This window comes from Polaribacter sp., assembly GCF_024639685.1.
GTDB lineage: Bacteria > Bacteroidota > Bacteroidia > Flavobacteriales > Flavobacteriaceae > Polaribacter.
The window spans coordinates 187,487-204,957 of record NZ_JAHEHX010000002.1 but is presented as its reverse complement, the minus strand read 5'-3'; the positions used below and the strand labels follow the sequence as shown (position 1 = coordinate 204,957).

Annotated in this window: 16 protein-coding genes; 5 read left to right on the top strand and 11 right to left on the bottom strand. The window is 31.9% G+C overall.

Translation table 11 applies throughout. The features are described 5' to 3' along the window. Positions 1-75 precede the first annotated feature (75 nt). Positions 76-1,053, top strand: a complete 978-nt coding sequence (locus Q0L44_RS02165; RefSeq protein WP_296634655.1) for a polyprenyl synthetase family protein — start codon at positions 76-78, stop codon at positions 1,051-1,053. Here Q0L44_RS02165 and Q0L44_RS02160 read toward each other — a convergent pair. Further along, a complete protein-coding gene (locus Q0L44_RS02160; protein WP_296634653.1) occupies positions 1,050-2,564 on the bottom strand; it encodes a GH3 auxin-responsive promoter family protein in 1,515 nt (504 codons plus the stop codon). The genes Q0L44_RS02165 and Q0L44_RS02160 overlap by 4 nt on opposite strands. 60 nt (positions 2,565-2,624) lie before the next feature. Here Q0L44_RS02160 and Q0L44_RS02155 point away from each other — a divergent pair, with 60 nt between their 5' ends. Together Q0L44_RS02155 and Q0L44_RS02150 are read left to right on the top strand one after the other, a co-directional pair. Beyond that, positions 2,625-3,416 (top strand): DUF2797 domain-containing protein, encoded by a 792-nt coding sequence (locus Q0L44_RS02155; RefSeq protein WP_296634651.1) that lies wholly within the window; start codon positions 2,625-2,627, stop codon positions 3,414-3,416. 3 nt (positions 3,417-3,419) lie between these two features. Then, a complete protein-coding gene (locus tag Q0L44_RS02150) occupies positions 3,420-4,373 on the top strand; it encodes a carbon-nitrogen hydrolase family protein (RefSeq protein ID WP_296634648.1) in 954 nt (317 codons plus the stop codon). On the opposite strand, the gene Q0L44_RS02145 is transcribed toward Q0L44_RS02150, so the two are convergent. The 7 genes from Q0L44_RS02145 to Q0L44_RS02115 form a co-directional block, all read right to left on the bottom strand. Further along, a complete protein-coding gene (locus tag Q0L44_RS02145) occupies positions 4,370-5,179 on the bottom strand; it encodes an HAD family hydrolase (protein WP_296634646.1) in 810 nt (269 codons plus the stop codon). The two genes, Q0L44_RS02150 and Q0L44_RS02145, sit on opposite strands and share 4 nt — an antisense overlap. After that, the gene (locus tag Q0L44_RS02140; RefSeq protein ID WP_296634643.1) at positions 5,179-6,195 is read right to left on the bottom strand and encodes a LacI family DNA-binding transcriptional regulator; all 1,017 of its coding nucleotides are present in this window, start codon (positions 6,193-6,195) and stop codon (positions 5,179-5,181) included. Before Q0L44_RS02140 ends, Q0L44_RS02145 begins: the two co-directional genes overlap by 1 nt. A gap of 51 nt (positions 6,196-6,246) precedes the next feature. Further along, entirely contained in the window at positions 6,247-7,434 is a 1,188-nt protein-coding gene (locus Q0L44_RS02135; protein WP_366084974.1) for a mannosyltransferase, read from the bottom strand. 179 nt (positions 7,435-7,613) lie between these two features. Then, positions 7,614-9,104 carry a cellulose synthase family protein gene (locus tag Q0L44_RS02130; protein ID WP_296634637.1) on the bottom strand — a complete coding sequence of 497 codons (1,491 nt, stop codon included), beginning with the start codon at positions 9,102-9,104 and terminating at the stop codon, positions 7,614-7,616. Next, positions 9,104-9,796 (bottom strand): glycosyltransferase family 2 protein, encoded by a 693-nt coding sequence (locus tag Q0L44_RS02125; protein WP_296634635.1) that lies wholly within the window; start codon positions 9,794-9,796, stop codon positions 9,104-9,106. The genes Q0L44_RS02130 and Q0L44_RS02125 overlap by 1 nt, the downstream gene beginning before the upstream one ends. Before the next feature lie 130 nt (positions 9,797-9,926). Then, positions 9,927-11,549 carry a 4Fe-4S binding protein gene (locus Q0L44_RS02120; RefSeq protein WP_296634630.1) on the bottom strand — a complete coding sequence of 541 codons (1,623 nt, stop codon included), beginning with the start codon at positions 11,547-11,549 and terminating at the stop codon, positions 9,927-9,929. A gap of 26 nt (positions 11,550-11,575) precedes the next feature. Beyond that, complete coding sequence (locus Q0L44_RS02115; RefSeq protein ID WP_296634627.1) at positions 11,576-12,925, bottom strand: FAD/NAD(P)-binding oxidoreductase; 1,350 nt, start codon at positions 12,923-12,925, stop codon at positions 11,576-11,578. Positions 12,926-13,174: 249 nt separating this feature from the next. Between Q0L44_RS02115 and Q0L44_RS11525 the strand changes: the two genes are divergently transcribed. Next, positions 13,175-13,807: a hypothetical protein gene (locus Q0L44_RS11525; protein WP_366084972.1), complete on the top strand. Its 633-nt coding sequence runs from the start codon at positions 13,175-13,177 to the stop codon at positions 13,805-13,807. 36 nt (positions 13,808-13,843) lie between these two features. Beyond that, complete coding sequence (locus Q0L44_RS11520) at positions 13,844-14,119, top strand: hypothetical protein (protein WP_366084971.1); 276 nt, start codon at positions 13,844-13,846, stop codon at positions 14,117-14,119. Between the two features lie 632 nt (positions 14,120-14,751). Here the strand turns inward: Q0L44_RS11520 and Q0L44_RS02105 are convergent. The 3 genes from Q0L44_RS02105 to Q0L44_RS02095 are packed head-to-tail and all read right to left on the bottom strand — an operon-like array spanning position 14,752 to position 17,465. After that, entirely contained in the window at positions 14,752-15,639 is an 888-nt protein-coding gene (locus Q0L44_RS02105; protein WP_296634625.1) for a sterol desaturase family protein, read from the bottom strand. Between the two features lie 58 nt (positions 15,640-15,697). Then, a complete protein-coding gene (locus Q0L44_RS02100; RefSeq protein ID WP_296634622.1) occupies positions 15,698-16,516 on the bottom strand; it encodes an inositol monophosphatase family protein in 819 nt (272 codons plus the stop codon). After that, the gene (locus Q0L44_RS02095; protein WP_296634619.1) at positions 16,506-17,465 is read right to left on the bottom strand and encodes a phosphotransferase; all 960 of its coding nucleotides are present in this window, start codon (positions 17,463-17,465) and stop codon (positions 16,506-16,508) included. The genes Q0L44_RS02100 and Q0L44_RS02095 overlap by 11 nt, the downstream gene beginning before the upstream one ends. Between the last annotated feature and the right edge of the window lie 6 nt (positions 17,466-17,471).

Here is a 17,471-nt window from a genome sequence, read left to right as displayed (position 1 = left end):
ACTTGTAGAACAAAGCCTCTTCTTGTTTATATTTCGTATTTTTGATACCACAGATATTCAATTAGTTCACTTTTTATGAAACCAGTAGAACTTATAAAACAACCTATAAAGAAAGAGATGGAACTTTTTGAAAAAAAGTTCAAAGATTCCATGCTTTCTAAAGTGCCACTTCTAAATAGAATTACTTATTATATTGTTCGTAGAAAAGGAAAACAAATGCGTCCTATGTTTGTTTTTTTAGTAGCAAAAATGGTTTCTAATGGAGGTTTTGATGAGCGAACGTATAGAGGAGCTTCTGTTGTAGAGCTAATACATACTGCAACTTTGGTGCATGATGATGTAGTGGACGACTCTAATAGAAGACGTGGTTTTTATTCTATAAATGCCTTATGGAAAAATAAAATAGCAGTTTTAGTGGGTGATTTTTTATTATCTAAAGGGTTGTTACTTTCTATTGATAATGAAGATTTCGATTTGTTAAAACTAATTTCTATTGCTGTTCGTGAAATGAGTGAAGGCGAATTGTTACAAATAGAAAAAGCTAGAAAGTTAGACATAACAGAAGATATTTATTTTGATATTATTCGTCAAAAAACAGCAACACTTATTGCGGCTTGTTGTGGTATAGGAGCAGCTTCAGTGGGGGTTAAGCAAGATACCGTTCAGCAAATGCGAAAATTTGGAGAGTACATTGGCATCGCTTTTCAAATTAAAGACGATTTATTTGATTATTCAGACGAAAAAATTGGGAAGCCAACAGGTATTGATATTAAAGAGCAAAAAATGACATTGCCTTTAATTCATTCACTAAACAATTGCACAGCTAAAGAAAAAGCATGGATTATTAATACCATAAAAAAACACAATAAAAATAAAGGGCGTGTTAAAGAGTTGATTGCGTTTGTAAAAGAGAATGGGGGTATAGATTATACGATATCTCAAATGAATTCTTACAAAAACAAAGCCATTACAATATTAAATAACTATCCAGAATCTCCTTATAAAGACTCTCTACTAAAAATGATAGATTATGTGGTAGCACGTAAAATTTAATCCTGTAAAGTTAGGAGCTCTTCTAAAAAAGCTCTTGAATTGGAAAGTCTTGGCACTTTGTGTTGTCCTCCTAATTTGCCTTTCTTTTTTAACCAATCGTAAAATAAGTTTTTCCTAGCAACATGAATTTTTGGCATAGCCAATGTCATAGAGTTATAGCGTTTAGCTTCATAATCTGAGTTAATTGCCTTTAGGGAATTGTCTAATATTTCTGTGAAGTAACTCATGTTTTCAGGCTCTTTTGTGAAATTAATTATCCATTCATGACCACCACTTTTTTTGTCTTTCATGAAAATTGGCCCTACTGTATATTCGGATATTAAAGCACCTGTTTTTTCGCAGGTTAACTTTAAAGCGTCTTCTACATTTTCGATATTTAACTCCTCACCAAAAACATTAATGTAGTGCTTAGTTCTACCAGTAATTTTTATACGATAAGGATTTAAAGAGGTAAAACGAATGGTATCTCCAATTAAATAGCGCCACAAACCACTATTTGTTGTAATTATTAATGCATAATCTATTCCTTCTTTTACATCAGATAAAGGAATTGTTTTAGAAGTTTCTCCCTGATAGCTTTTCATATCTATAAACTCATAAAAAATCCCATAATCTAACATTAACAAAAGTTCTTTAGAACTGTTAGTGTCTTGTAATGCAAAAAAACCTTCAGAGGCATTATAGGTTTCAAAATATTTGAAATCCTTTTTAGGTATTATTTTTTTATACTGTTCCCTGTAGGGGTTAAAATTTACTCCTCCATGAAAATAGACCTCTAAATTTGGCCAAACTTCTAAAATATTTTGTTTTCCTGTTCTTTCTAAAACACGTTGTAAAAGGACTAACATCCAACTTGGGACACCAACTAAACTAGTAATATTTTCGTGAATGGTTTCATCTATAATGGCTTCCATTTTTGTTTCCCATTCTGCCATAAGCGAAACTTCCTGACTAGGTGCGGAACTATAATCTGCCCAAAAGGGTAAATTCTCAGTTATAATAGCAGATAAATCTCCAAAATAAGAGTTGTTGTCTTCGTATATTGCAGAACTACCTCCTAATTTTAGGCCTTTACCAGTAAAAAGTTTAGTTTCAGGATTGTTGTGTAAATACAAGCAAAGCATGTCTTTCCCTCCTTTCATATGGCAATATTCTAAAGCTTCACCACTAACGGGTATAAATTTACTTTTTGCATTTGTGGTACCGCTACTTTTCGCAAACCATTTAATAGATGATGGCCAAAATAAATTCTGTTCTCCTTTTCTACATCGGTCAATGAGTGGTTCAATACTTTCGTATTTCTGAATAGGTACATTTTTGCTAAAGTCGGTATAGCTTTTAATATTCTTAAAGGCATGTTTTTCTCCAAATTCAGTTCCTTTAGCTGTATGTGTTAGCTTTAATAAAAGTTCATTCTGCACATCATTTGGGTATTTTAAAAACAATTCTATTTGATGAATCCTTTTTTTTAAAAACCAAGAGATGATTGAATTTACAATAGGTAAAGCCATAAATTGAATTCGTTTTTTTTGTAAGTTTGTTAATAAGCTAAAAATAACAAAAATTTATTTATGCAATACCAAGGAGTTTTAAGAAAAATGATTAGTGAGATTGGAGAAGAAGTTCAATATTATTTAGATATGAAAACCGATTTCTTAAATATGAATCAGTTGCTGTCTAAAGAGATAAAACTTTCTTTTGTTTCTTATGAGTGTTTAAATTGTCATTCAGAAAAAAAAATATATAGACAAGGATACTGCCAATCGTGTTTTTTTGATATTCCCCAAGCAGCAGACTGGATTATGAGACCAGAGTTAAGTAAAGCACATTTAGATGAAGAAGATCGTGATTTAACCTATGAAAAACTTGTGCAATTGCAACCGCACATTGTGTATTTGGCCAATTCTAGCAATGTAAAAGTTGGTGTTACTAGAAAACAACAAGTACCTACAAGATGGATAGATCAAGGGGCGCATGAAGCTATAGAAATAGTAGAAGTGCCTAATAGATATTTAGCAGGTATCACAGAAGTTGCCTTAAAAGAACATGTTGCTGATAAAACCAATTGGCGTAAAATGCTAAAGAATGATATTGAAGATGTTAATTTAGTAGAATGGAGAGAGAAATTAAAAGAATACATTCCTGCAGAAGCCACAGAATACTTTATTGAAAGTAATACAGAAACTAATATTAACTTTCCAGTTACCCAATATCCATTAAAACCAAAAAGTTTAAATTTAATTAAAACACCTACCTATACAGGTAAATTAGTAGGTATCAAAGGGCAGTATTTAATTTTTGAAGACGAAACTGTTTTTAATGTAAGATCTAATGAGGGCTTAGTAGTAAATATCGAAATTTAAAGGATGAGCAAGAATTTGTTAAAAGTAGCTTTAGCACAAATTTCTCCTGTTTGGTTAAACAAGGAAAAGACGTTGCAGAAAATAGAAAAATCAATTACAGATGCAGCTCAAGAAAATTGTGAACTTATTGTATTTGGTGAAGCCTTACTTCCTGGTTATCCATTTTGGATAGCATTAACCAATGGTGCTGCTTGGAACTCAAACACTCAAAAAGAAATTCACGCACATTATATTCGTAATTCCATAACTATAGAAAAAGGAGAATTAGATGCTATTTGTGTACTTGCTAAACAATACAAAATAGCTATTTATTTAGGTATAATGGAGCGTGCAGAAAATAGAGGAGGTCATAGTATTTATGCAAGTTTGGTATATATTAATGAAGAAGGAATCATAAAGTCTGTGCACCGAAAATTACAACCTACTTTTGATGAACGTTTAACTTGGGCACCTGGAGATGGAAATGGCTTACAAGTTCATTCGCTAAAGGAGTTTACAGTAGGTGGTCTAAACTGCTGGGAAAACTGGATGCCTTTACCTAGAACTGCTTTGTATGGATTAGGAGAAAATTTGCATATTGCAGTTTGGCCTGGATCTGAGCATAATACAAAAGATATTACTCGTTTTATAGCAAGAGAATCACGTTCGTTTGTAATTTCTGTATCGAGTTTAATGGCAAAGTCAGATTTTCCTAAAGATGTACCTCATTATGATAAAATTGTAAAAGATGCTCCAGAAGTTTTGGCAAATGGAGGTTCTTGCATTGCTGGTCCTGATGGAGAATGGCTAATTGAGCCTGTATTAGAAAAAGAGGGTTTGATTATAGAAACATTAGATTTTAATCGTGTTTTAGGAGAGCGTCAAAACTTTGATGTTGTTGGGCACTATTCTAGGCCAGATGTAACCCAATTAAGGGTAAATAGAGAAAGACAAAGTACTGTAGAATTTAAAGATTAAAGAGCATCAAGTAATTCTTTAATTACTTTTTCAACACCATTGTTATCATTGGTCTCAGTGCTAAATTTAGCTAAGGCTTTAATGTCTTTATGAGCATTACCCATTGCAAAACTAAAATCGGCTTCTTGCATCATCTCTATATCATTGTGGTAGTCTCCAAAAACCATCTTCTCTTCTTTAGATACTCCAAGTAATTCTTGAATTTTTTTTAAGGCCTCACCCTTGTTTGCATTTTTATCAGAAATATCTAACCAATTTTTACCAGACACTTTTAGTAAAACAGTATCTTGTATTGATTGTAATTTTGGATAAATATATTTTTCTGATGACTGAGAATGATATACAGCAATTTTAAAAACAGCAGTAGTTTCAGCAACTTCCATTAGATTTTCTACTTGTTGAAAGCTGTGATAGTATTCCTGAAAATGTTTGATAAAGTATTTGTCTTTACTTTCAATAAAAGCTTCTCCATCACAACATAAAACCATGTTTGCACTCTCTATTTTTCTTAAAATGGGTATGAGTTGTAATACGTTTCTGTTTTCTAAATAATGAGATAATAGTATCTTATCTTTTTGTTTTGCTACGCCTCCATTTTCTGCAATTACAAAAATACCATCCTTAATCTTGTCTAATTTTGCTATAATACTGTTGTATTGCCTTCCGCTTGCTGCACAGAACGTAATATTTCTTTTCTTTAGTTCTTTGAATAATTTAAAAAAGACAGCACTAACTTCTCCTTTAGAATTTAGGAGTGTTCCATCCATATCAGAGACAATAAGTTTAACTTTAGAAAAAGCTGTCATTATTTTCGAGTAGAATCTCTAATTACCAAATCTGTTTTTATGATTTCTGTAGTAATTTCTGTGGTTTTATTTTCTAGTTTTTCGATAAGAATTCCAGCAGCTGTAGCACCCATTTGCTCTCCATGTTGACTAATTGTAGTCATTTTAGGACTAGAGTGTCTAGATAAAATACCATTAGAAAATGCAATAACTGCAGCATCCTTCGGTATTTTTTGGTTGTTCTTTTTAATTGCTTTCATCACTGATATTGCTACAGATTCTCCTGTAGTAATTACAGCATCTATTGCATTATCTTTTATAAATGGCCTAACAATATTTTTATACTTTTTATAGTCTTGCTCAACAATATTAAGCACTAGGCTTTCATTATAGGCTAATCCAACATTTTTCAAACCTTCTTTGTAACCTTCTAATCGTTGTTTACCAATATGTAAATCACTCATTGTAGAAACAAACGCAATATTTTTATGGCCTTTTTTATATAAATACTTAACCGTTTTTGTGGCTCCCTCTAAATCGTCAGTAATTACTTTATCGCAAGAAATTGATTTGGCAACCCTATCAAACATCACAATTGGCGTACCATTTGCAATAGATTCTTTAAAATGACTTATCTTCTGGTTGAGTTCGGTTTCTTTAGCCATAGACAATAAAAAGCCGTCAATACTTCCGTTAGAAAGCATTTCTATAATTTCTACTTCTTTATCATAAGATTGGTTAGAGATACAAGTAATTACTTTATATCCTTTTTCTAAAGCTGTTTTCTCGATTCCTTTAAACACCTGAGCAAAAAAGTAATTTAACATTGTAGGTATTATTACCCCAATTGTTTTTGTGCTTCTGTTTTTTAAACTGAGCGCGTTAAAATTTGGTTTGTAATTATGCTCTTTGGCGTATTTTTGAATTTTCTCCTTAGTGTTTTGGCTAATTTCATAACTATCATTTAAAGCCTTAGATACAGTAGAAATTGAGACTTTAAACTCTTTAGCGATATCTTTTATGGTTAGCTTTTTCATCTAAAAACGTTTAATTACGAAGATATGAAAATATAAATGATGTCTTGTCGATTACTTAAAAATAATGTTTCTCTTTTTGTTTTGTGTTTTGTATTCAAAGATCATAAAACTAAATAATAATATATACTCTAGAGCAACAAACCACAAATTTTCTTGCCAAGGTAAATTTGCGTAAGCCTGATAGCTTAAAATAATTACCAGTGTCCAAAATACTGGAAACTTATACTTGGTAAATATTGAAAGCAATAAAGGTGTTGCCAGGTACCAAGGGTGAATAGTTGTTGAGGTAAAATAGTAAAAGCATAAACCAAAAAGCATACTTATAAATAAGACCTTATGTTGATTGTTTTTCTTAAAGAAGGTTAGGTAGATAAAATAAAGTATGGTTAAAATAGGTGTTATTTTGGTAATAATTTCTATTTCATTATAGCCTCTAAACCAATATCCTATAGCTCTAAACAAATAGTAGAAACTTGCATTAAATTCAAACTTACCAAACCACAAGCCAACAGAGTTAGCATAATTTGAAATTAGATTTTCTGATAAAAAAGGCAGGGAAAAAATGATAACAGTAACCAAAATTATAAGGTTAAAAACAATAAGTTGTAACCATTGTTTTGCTAAACTTAAGTTTGATTTTTTATGAATAAATAGTTTAAAAAATAATGGCAAAAATAAAAATGGTAATAGCTTTACGGAAATTGAACAGCCTATTAAAACACCAGCCAAAATCCATTTTCTTTTTTGCAAAAGATACATTCCCCATATAAAAAAGAAAAGCATCACCGACTCAAAGTGTAAATTTCCTGTAAGTTCTATAATGATAAACGGATTTAATGTATACCAAAATATATTATGTTTTGGTAGATCTAATGCTTGCAACAGTTTTTTTCCAAAATAGAAAATTCCTAATTCTGCTAGAATGATGAGTGCTCGTAAAACCAAAACTGAACCAAAAATGCTTTTACTGGCAAATAGTGCTGCAATTAAAAAACATAACTGATTTAAAGGGGGGTAGTTGGTATAATGACTTCCATTTAACTCCCCCATGCCTTTATACAGTTCTCGAGCATCTGCAATAGGGTATTTAATATTTTGTATTAAGCTTTCAGGTAAAGATAAATATGGATTTATACCTTCTAAGAGTAAACGGCCATCCCAAATAAAACGAAAAAAATCTTGCGATAAATTGGGCGCTACAAATAGAAATATTAATCTGAAAACAAATGCTATGCACACCAAGTTTTTAAATGATAATCTCGGTTTTTGTACTAGAAAATAAAAACACCCAAATAAACCTAGCCATACTGAAAAGAGTACTGTAAAGTTAGTTCTGTCTAAAAAATATGCAATATAAAAGTAAAAAAGTGAACTAAGCAGTATACAAGCAGTGTTTCTATATCTTGTATTAACTAGCATTAGGCTTTAGAAAATACAGACTTGAAAAACACATAACTAAAACCAACAAATAGCATAAAATGAAAAGGGAATAACCCAAAATCTCCTCCTTGATCACCAACTACAAATGCACTATACATACCAAATACAAAATAGACAGCTAATAGTCCTTCTAAAATAACATGTACAGAGGTTTTTTTCTTAATGTACTTATTGTTTTTCCAACCATCTTTAATGGTTTTAATATTAAATTTTGGAGTTCTTATAAATTCACTTTTTTTACCCCAATGACCTTCTAAAACTGCAATAGTATTGTGTAGAGAAAATCCCATTGCTACTGAAAAGAAGGTAAAAAAAGCACCTATATACTTAAAGAACTTTACAAAACCGCCCCCATAAATATTCTTATACATATGCCAATAACACACAAAGAAAATAAGAGAACTTATCACAAAAAAGCTCATTACATAAAAGTAATTCTTTAAATGAGCATATTCATTTTTTATGTACAGCATTGGAATACTTAAAATAGCAACCAAAAAAATACAGGTAAACATAGAGCTGTTTAATAAGTGTAAAATCCCATGAACTTTGGTTTTAAAAGAAACGTTTTTACAGGTAACAATTCTTTTAATCATTTTCTGAAAGTTCTCAGCTCCACCTTTATTCCATCTAAATTGTTGAGATCTTGCAGCACTAATAATTACAGGTAATTCCGCTGGTGTTTCTACATGTTCTAAATATTTAAACTTCCAATTATTTAGCTGTGCTCTATAACTTAAATCAATATCTTCAGTTAAAGTGTCTCCCTGCCAATTACCAGCATCATAAATACATTCTTTTCTCCAAATACCTGCAGTTCCATTAAAATTAATAAAGTGTCCTTTGCTATTTCTACCCACTTGCTCCAGCGTAAAGTGGGCATCTAACATAAACGCTTGTATTCTTGTTAGGGTAGAGTAATTTCTATTGATATGTCCCCATCTGGTTTGTACTACACCAATACTTGAATCTTTAAAATACGGAACAGTTTGGTAGAGCCAATCTTTTTTTGGTAAAAAATCGGCATCAAAAATAGCAATAAATTCACCTTTTGCCATTTTTAACCCTTCTTTTAAAGCTCCAGCTTTAAATCCTTCTCTATTACTTCTTCTAATATGTTGAATATCAATTCCTAATTCTTGAATTTTTTTAACATGTTTTGCTGTCTTTTCTACAGATTCATCTGTAGAATCGTCTAAAACTTGAATTTCTAATTTTTGAATTGGGTAGTCTATTTTTGCGATATTTTTTAAAAGTCGCTTCATTACATACAGTTCATTATAAACAGGAAGTTGTATGGTTACAAACGGAATTTCATCTGGATTTCTAAAATCAAATTTAGCAGCATTGTCTTCTTTATTCTTGTGTTTAAGGTAGTTGATAAGAAGGTTTAATTGTGCTAATGCATACATGAAAATTAGCATTAAACAAATGGTGTAAATAAAGATGATTGCGTACTCTAAAATCATTACTTAAAACTATATTTAAAAATCCAGCTAAGAATTTTAACTCCTGCAAATATAGTACCTTTTAAAGTTCCTGAAACTTTTGAAACTCCAATTCTGTTTCGATACTTTACAGGTAGTTCTCTATAACTCATTTTTTGTTTTAAAATCTTTAGCTGCATTTCTACAGTCCACCCATACGTTTTGTCCTCCATTCCTAACGTTAATAGTTTTGAGTATTTTATAGCTCTAAAGGGCCCTAGATCTGTAAATTGGGCATTAAAAAACACCTTCATTAAAAAAGTAGCTAACCAATTTCCGAAAATTTGTTGTGGTGTCATTGCACCTACTTCTCTCAATTCTTTTACACGTGAACCTAATACAAAGTCAATGTTTTCTTGCAGTATAGGTGTAATAATTTCGGTTAACTGTTCTGGATAATCAGAGTAATCTCCATCTAAGAATACAATGATTTCTGGTTTTGTATTTTGCTGTACAATATAATGTAGCCCTTTTAAACAGGCATACCCGTATCCTTTTCTTTGTTCCTGTAATACTGTTGCACCTGCTTTTTTTGCCTTTTCTTCAGTGTTGTCTGTAGAGTTATTGCTTACAACAATAATTTCATTTACAAATTCGGGGATATCTTGTATGACTTTAGTAATAGCATCTTGCTCGTTGTATGCAGGGATAATTACGGTAACTAAGGTATTCATTTTACTAAAATCGATGTTATTTTTATTAAAATATTCGCTTGCAATTATTTTTTGGCAGTAAAAGTATCAATATTTTATACTTATAAGACTTTTATGTTAAATAAATTATGAAGTCTTTGTTAAGTGAACTCTATTTTTTATTTACCAATTGCATTAAGTCAACATCATTCCCTAACAAAATTTCAGTAGGATTAATTCTGCCTTCTTCAGGGCCATTTTCTAATTTCAGCACTCCTCTAGGACACACAGCAGAACAAATTCCACAACCTACACAGCTAGATCTTACAATGTTTTCTCCTTTTTGTGCATAGGCTCTTACATCAATTCCTTGTTCACAGTATGTAGAACAGTTTCCACAAGAAATACACTGCCCGCCATTGGTGGTAATTCTAAATCTCGATTTAAAACGTTGCACTAAACCTAAATAAGCAGCCAATGGACAACCAAATCTACACCACACTCTATTTCCAAAAATTGGGTAGAAGCCTGTACCAATAACACCTGCAAACCATGCACCTATTAAAAAGCTGTATGTATCTTTAATCCATTGCGACTTTATACCTAAAAAATAAGAAGTTCCAGAAAAATAACAATACAAGGTTACTAAAGTCATTACTAAAGAAAAAACCAATACTGAGTGTATTAACCAGCGTTCTAACTTCCATGCACTTAAGCTTTTGTTAGAATGTTGTCTGTAAGGGTCGCCCAAAGTTTCAGCTAATCCACCACAACCACAAACCCAAGAACAATACCATCTTTTACCAAAGAAGTATACCATAACTGGCACAATGATTAAAGTTAATACAATACCCCAAACTAGAATAAAAATACCTATACCACCACTTTCGGTTAAGCTTTTTAAATTCCATTCAAAAAAGAAATCATAGTCTAGAGGAAACGCATTTTTAAAATCATAACCTGGCATGTTTAAGCTGGTCATAATTTCCGGAATAAGAAAAGCAAAAACAATTTGAAAGAATAGTACCGAGGTTGTTCTAATAATTTGGTATTTGTTGTGTCTGTATTTAATATACATTCTAACCCCCATGGTTAGCATAATAGTACAATATAGAAAACCATAAACAAACCATTGTGAAGCAGGTCCTCCATTTAGAGCCTTGCTTATTGGGTCTAGCATAAAGGTCCAATTTACTAAATAGTCTGCCATAAAATAGAGTACTAAGTAAAAAACGACGAGGTATACTAAAACCAACCAAGCCATAAAACCTCTGTTGGTTGCAGATTGCTGATAAATATGATTATTTTTAATACCTGGCTTTCCTAATAAAATAATGTTAGGTAGTATAAAAAGCAGTGCTCCAACAATACCGAGCCCAAAGGTAAGCAGCCAGCTAAGTCCTGCATTTTCTTTTACAAATCCATTACCTGCTTTTTTAGCAATTTCAAAACTAATGCTATGTGGTTTGCCGTTAATTTTATATTGATATTGAGCTCCTTTTTTCTTCCAGTTTTTCTCTGCATTGTATTTTTTAATTAGAGTATTGTAATAAGCGTTATTATCAGCAACAGCTTGTCTAACTCTTTTAGAAAATTCAAATATAGACAAGGGTTCTGGTGTTACAATAGCTTTTTGTAAAGCTTCAGTAAAATGTTCGCTTTTATAGTTTTTTTCAGTCAAAAAAGCATCAAAGTCTTTCTGTTTCATGGAAAAATTACCTGTAAAAATACTCGATGTAAATAGCAAAAGAGCTATTAGAAAAACGGTTAAGCCTAATTGTTGTAAAATTTTCAAAGAATCTGTTTTTTAAGGTGTATGATTTATATTTTAGAAAATATACGCTTCCAACTTTTTGGTTTTACTCTTAGTTGTGTATTGTTTTCTATGTTGAATTTGGCTATAATTTGTTTTTCGTATAAGCTATAAAATTCAGGATCAAAATTAGCATCTTTTAAATGCTTTAAAACATATTGTATAGATTGTTTTTCGGTTAACCATTGATTAAATTTCTCGTGACGCATTCGAATTCCGAAGGTATTTATCCCTAAAAATTGTTGAGTTTTAGCATCGTAAGAAATGGTAATGCAACTATTTTGTTTGGAATGTTTCCACTGAAAATAGGTTTCATACTTTTTTTTATTTCTCTCGCTAAATACCCAACCATAGGTTTGGTATTCAATGTCTAAAAATTTAGCGGAGTTAAACCAATGTCCAGGGTTGTACTCTCTAGGTTTTCCACAAATAGTTTGTGCTAATGTTTCACCCATCATTCTTCCTGTGTACCAAATAGCTTCAATATTTCTTCGTAGACCAATAGCTTCGTTTTGCTCTGCACAATCACCAATCGCATAAACATCTTTTATATTGGTTTCTAGAAATCGGTTTACCAAAACACCTTTTTTAGTCTCTATTCCAGAATCTTTTAAAAAGTTGATGTTTGGTGAAACCCCTGCAGTTAAACCTAGTACATTACAAGGTATTTCTTCGCCAGTTTCTTCGATAACAACAGACTTTACATTTCCGTTTTCATCAGATTTTATCTCTTTTAAATGAGTGCTTAATCGCAGGTCTATGTGATGTTCTAAAATATGTTTATTAATCATTTCAGATTCTTGGGCAGGTAAAACCTCATTCCAAAAACTACTTTCACGTACCAAAAAGGTAACAGGTATGTCTCTACTTCTTAGCATTTCTGCCAATTCAATTCCTATTAAACCACCACCAACAATTACTGCTCTTTTACACACTTCTTTATTAGGAGCATAGATTTCTAAGTTTTCTAGATCTTGTTTGTGGTACATGCCTAAAACTCCTTTTAAATCCTCTCCTGGCCAGCCAAATTTATTGGGTTTAGAACCTGTAGCTATGATTAGTTTATCATAGGATAAAGTAGAGTTGTCTTTAAAACTTAGTAACTTATCATCAGTGTTTACCTGCGTTACATACCCTTCTTTTAAGTTGATGTTATTCTTATCCCAAAACCAATTTTCGTAAGGTTGAGTATGTTCAAATTTCATATGTCCCATGTACACGTACATGAGTGCTGTTCTAGAAAAAAAGTATTTGGTTTCAGCAGAGACAATAGTAATCTGTTTGTCAGAATTTTTTCTGATATGTCTTGCAGCTGTAACTCCAGAAATTCCATTTCCAATAATTACAATATGTTCCATAATTAGTTGATAGATTCTTTACATTCTGTCGAAGCTAAAGTTAAGAACTTAAAAGAAATATCCAATTTTAAATGATTATAAATAAAAAGAGCGAATATAGCATTGTTTTCTCTCGAGTTAATAAAAGTCCAGTCTCCTTTTTTATTTTTAGAAAAATTTGTAATAAAAAAAACTGTATTTTTAACTCTTATGAATGTAAAGTGTACTATTTTAATTCTAGGTATCTTTTTAAGTATTTCCTCTAAAATTTTGTCTCAAAAAATAAATGGATTAAGCTTTGTGGCTTCTAGAGAACCAATTAATCAGCAACATATTACTCCTGTTTTAAAAACAAATAGCAACTATATAGCGTTAATGCCTTATGGTATTATTAGAGATAAAGCTATTCCAAAAATTGAATTTAACACTAAAGGAGAGTGGTTTGGCGAAACGGAAAATGGATTACTACAGTATGCCAATGAGTTTCAAAAATCAGGAATTCATATTATGATTAAACCGCATATATGGTTACGTAGAGGGGTTTTTACAGGTAATTTAAAACCAAATACAAAAGAAGGGTGGAAGTTATTGGAATCTTCTTACAGAAAATATATACTTACTTACGCAAAAGCCGCAGAACAGTTAAAAGCAGGTTTACTTTGCATTGGGACAGAGTTAAAAGAGTTCGTGCTCAATAGACCCAATTATTGGAGCTCCTTAATAAAGGAAATCAGATCTATTTATTCAGGTAAACTCACATATGCTGTTAATTGGGACGAATACAAGCGCTTTTCTTTGTGGGGCGAACTAGATTTTATTGGAATAGATGCTTATTTTCCATTAAGCGCATCAAAAACTCCAACTATTTTAGAGTTAGAAGAAAGTTGGGACATTCACAAATAGGCAATACTAGCCATACAGCAAAAGTTTAAAAAGCCTGTGTTATTTACCGAGTTTGGGTATAGAAGTATTGATTACAATGCTAAAAGGCCATGGGAATTTTCTCGCACTCAAGATAAAGTAAACCTTAACGCACAAACAAATGCGCTACAAGCCATTTATAATCAGTTTTGGGGAGAGGATTGGTTTGCAGGAGGTTTTTTATGGAAGTGGTTTCATAACCATGAATTTGTTGGCGGTTTAAAAAACAATAGATTTACACCGCAAAATAAACCTACAGAAGTACTTATTACAAGCTTATATGCTAACAGGTAATGTTTAATGTAAACTTAATACACGCTTTTTTTATTTAGAGAAAAAGATTCTAATTTTGGAGCTTAATTAAATGTAATGCGCACATTTGTTGTTGGAGATATCCATGGAGGTTTAAAAGCACTAGTTCAAGTATTAAACAAATAGCATTAAAGATTAAATAAGCCGCTAGAGATTTTGTATGCAGAGAAAAGTTGTTTGGTTTTAACTTAAACCATAGAAAAACACCTATTAGAATAGACAGAATAATATTAATAAAATAAAGTAAATCAAATATCATATAGAGTCTTTGTAGAAGAAAATAGACGTTATGTTAGTTTATAGATTGCAAATTATTATTAAAATAATCTTGTTTTTTACTTAGGTAAAGGTACACATTTTGTCTAAAATTTTAATGATACAGTCATCTTTGATTTGTATATTTTTGTTCCAAACAACCAAATAAAAGACCAAAAAAATACTTATACAAATAATAAAAAAGAGAAGTAAGGTATTTTTTTCTTTAAAATGTAGGGTATATAATTAGTGTTTGCAATTGTAAAAGAGTTATCTAGATTACATGTTTTAAAAATAGAAAGATCGCTTTAGCTTAAAAATGGTAAAAACTTAGGACAAAATACTAATAGCTAACAAATCTATTTACTTTTACTTAATGGATAGAATTCCTGTTGCACAAAATTTTTTGGAAAGCTCGAATCATCTTCAAAACCAAGTTCAATATCTCTTCCTGAATAAGGAATATAATTGGTTTTGAATAAGTAGTCCCAAACACTCAAGGTTAGTGCAAAATTCACCCCATGCTTATGGTCTTTAGGCAACTCTTTAGCATGATGCCAAATGTGCATTTTTGGATTGTTTAAAATATATTTTAACCATCCATAATCCCAATTAATATTTGCATGGTTAAGATGTCCAATAGTAATGTTAAAGAAATGAACAATACCAACATCTTGTGGAGAAAACCCGCCAATAATGGCAAGCGGAATATAGCGCAACGAATTGTAAATTACAGGTTCCATCCAGTGGTAACGCAAGTGGGCTGCAAAGCCCATCTCTTTTACGGAGTGATGTACTTTATGAAAATTCCATAAAAAATCGACTCTATGCAGTAAACGATGCGTCCACCATTGAGTAAAATCGACTACAATAAAGAAAATAAAGATACGTAGTAAAAAAGGTAGGATATTTAAATCTAGCAACTGAAAACTACTTATAGTTAAACCGATAAACCCTAACAAATCATTAAAGATTTCGGCTGCAGTGTTGGATAAAGCAATTAAAACAATAAGATTTAATAGAAAAAAGTTAAAGAACATGTAAAAGGTATCCAACCAAAAATCTTTACGAAACAAAGATTGGTTTTTACGCCAAGGAAACATAGCTTCTAGACCCCAAACTACAAAAGAAATAATTAGTAACCCATAAAAGTAATTCTCCCAATTTAACTCCAGCAAAACGGAGTTTTTCAGGTAGTTCCAGTATCCTGAATACGAGTTTTTTATAATGTTTAAATACTTGTTCATTGTATTTAACAAATATACAAAAAGCAATAATTGTCTTTAAGAAAAGTCTAATTAATTCTTAAAAAGAATAAAAATATACCCCTTGTGTATTTAAAAATGTGCTAGTTTTAGAGTTCAAATCTAAAGGATTACCGTTATATGATGTGGCTTTTAAATCCAATTCACTAAAAATACAAACAGTTGCTGCAAAATCCCATAGGCTTCCACCTCCAAGTGCTAATTTGGTAGGTTTTATGAGTAGTGCTGGTCTGTGTTCAGCTACTAAAAGGGCATTCAACACAGCTCCACCACCTGAAACTTCCTTAAATTGTGTTAAACCCAATTCTTCTAAATGCTTTTCAATATGCCCTAAAATTTGTTCTTTTTGTGGGGTGTTTGCTAAGGTTTTATCGCTAACGAATGTAAGTGTATTTTTGGGTTGAGGTAACTCCCAAGTTTTTCCATTTTTAAACGCACCTTGGTCTTTTATGCCCACATATAAGGTACTATTTGTAGGGTCTAAAACTACTCCAATTACTGGAATACCTTCTTTAGAGACTAGTGCTATGGAAACCGAAAAGCCTGGATGTTTCTTAATAAAGGGCAATGTGCCATCTAAAGGGTCTATACACCAAAAATAGTCTTTGGTAAATCGGCTTTGGTCGTCTTCGGTTTCTTCCGTCAACAACCCAAGATCGTACTTTATACAAGTAGGTGCTAAGTGTTTTAGAATTACTTTTTCACAGGCTACATCTATAGCAGTAACTACTTGTGATGCTAAGGTGTTGCCACCTTCCTTATGTTGTACTTCAATAGGTTTATGTAAGGCATTCTGTATTACCTTACCTGCTTCTAGAACAGCCTTTGAAGCAATTTTTGCCAATACGTTAAAGTCCATTAGAAAGTTCTATAATTACCTGTTGCGTGATACGTTCGCTATACGAATTTAGTTTCCAATGCCCAGGACTCCATCCTTTTAAAAAACGATGAAAATCTGCCCAAGCATAAGGGTATAAAGTACGCCATTCTTTTTCTAATGCTTTGTGTTCTGTGTCTAAGGCTGCATGCAAATGCGTAAAATAGGTGGTAAGAATATCGGCTTCTAAACGTTCGCATTCTTGCTCTGGTAAGCAGCTACCGATAAAATAGGCAACATCTTTTATACCACAACCACCACCAACATATTGAAAATCAACACCGGCTACTTCATCATTGGCAGAAAAACAAAAGTTGGCCAATTTTGCATCTCCATGAATAAAGGTTGTATACTTGCAATCGTTTAATTTCTGATCGATGAAGGGTGCTGCTTTTTTTAAAGGAGCATCTGCTAAAACTGCTAATTCTTGCGGTCTTGTAGCCAAATGCCAGTAGCTACCAATAGCCCATAAATTTTCAGGGGTTTGCCCTAAATAAGATGCATGAAAATTGGCAAGCCATGCCAAGCAGTTGTCAATTCCTTGCCAAGAAACATCTTGTTTTCGATATGTGTAACCAGCAGCATCTAAATCTTCTAGAACAATACACACTTCGTTATTTTGTTGACGAATACCATAACATTTGGGCAAACGTGCTTTGCTGTGTTGTGCATATTGGGTGTACCAAGCTGTTTCCACTTGATAAGATTTTAACTTGCGTTCATGACCAAATTGGGAGTTCCAACCTCTTGGGTGTTGCTGTTGTTTTGGGTATCGTACATTTTTAACCACCACAGTTTTCAAAGGGCTACCTTCTAAGGCAAAGCGCTTAATGTACCCATAGCCACTCCATAATTCTTGAATGAGCTCCACTTCTTGTAAAGAAGTAGCGCCTGTTTTTTCTAAAATAAAAGATGTAAAGCTGTGGTTCATAGATAA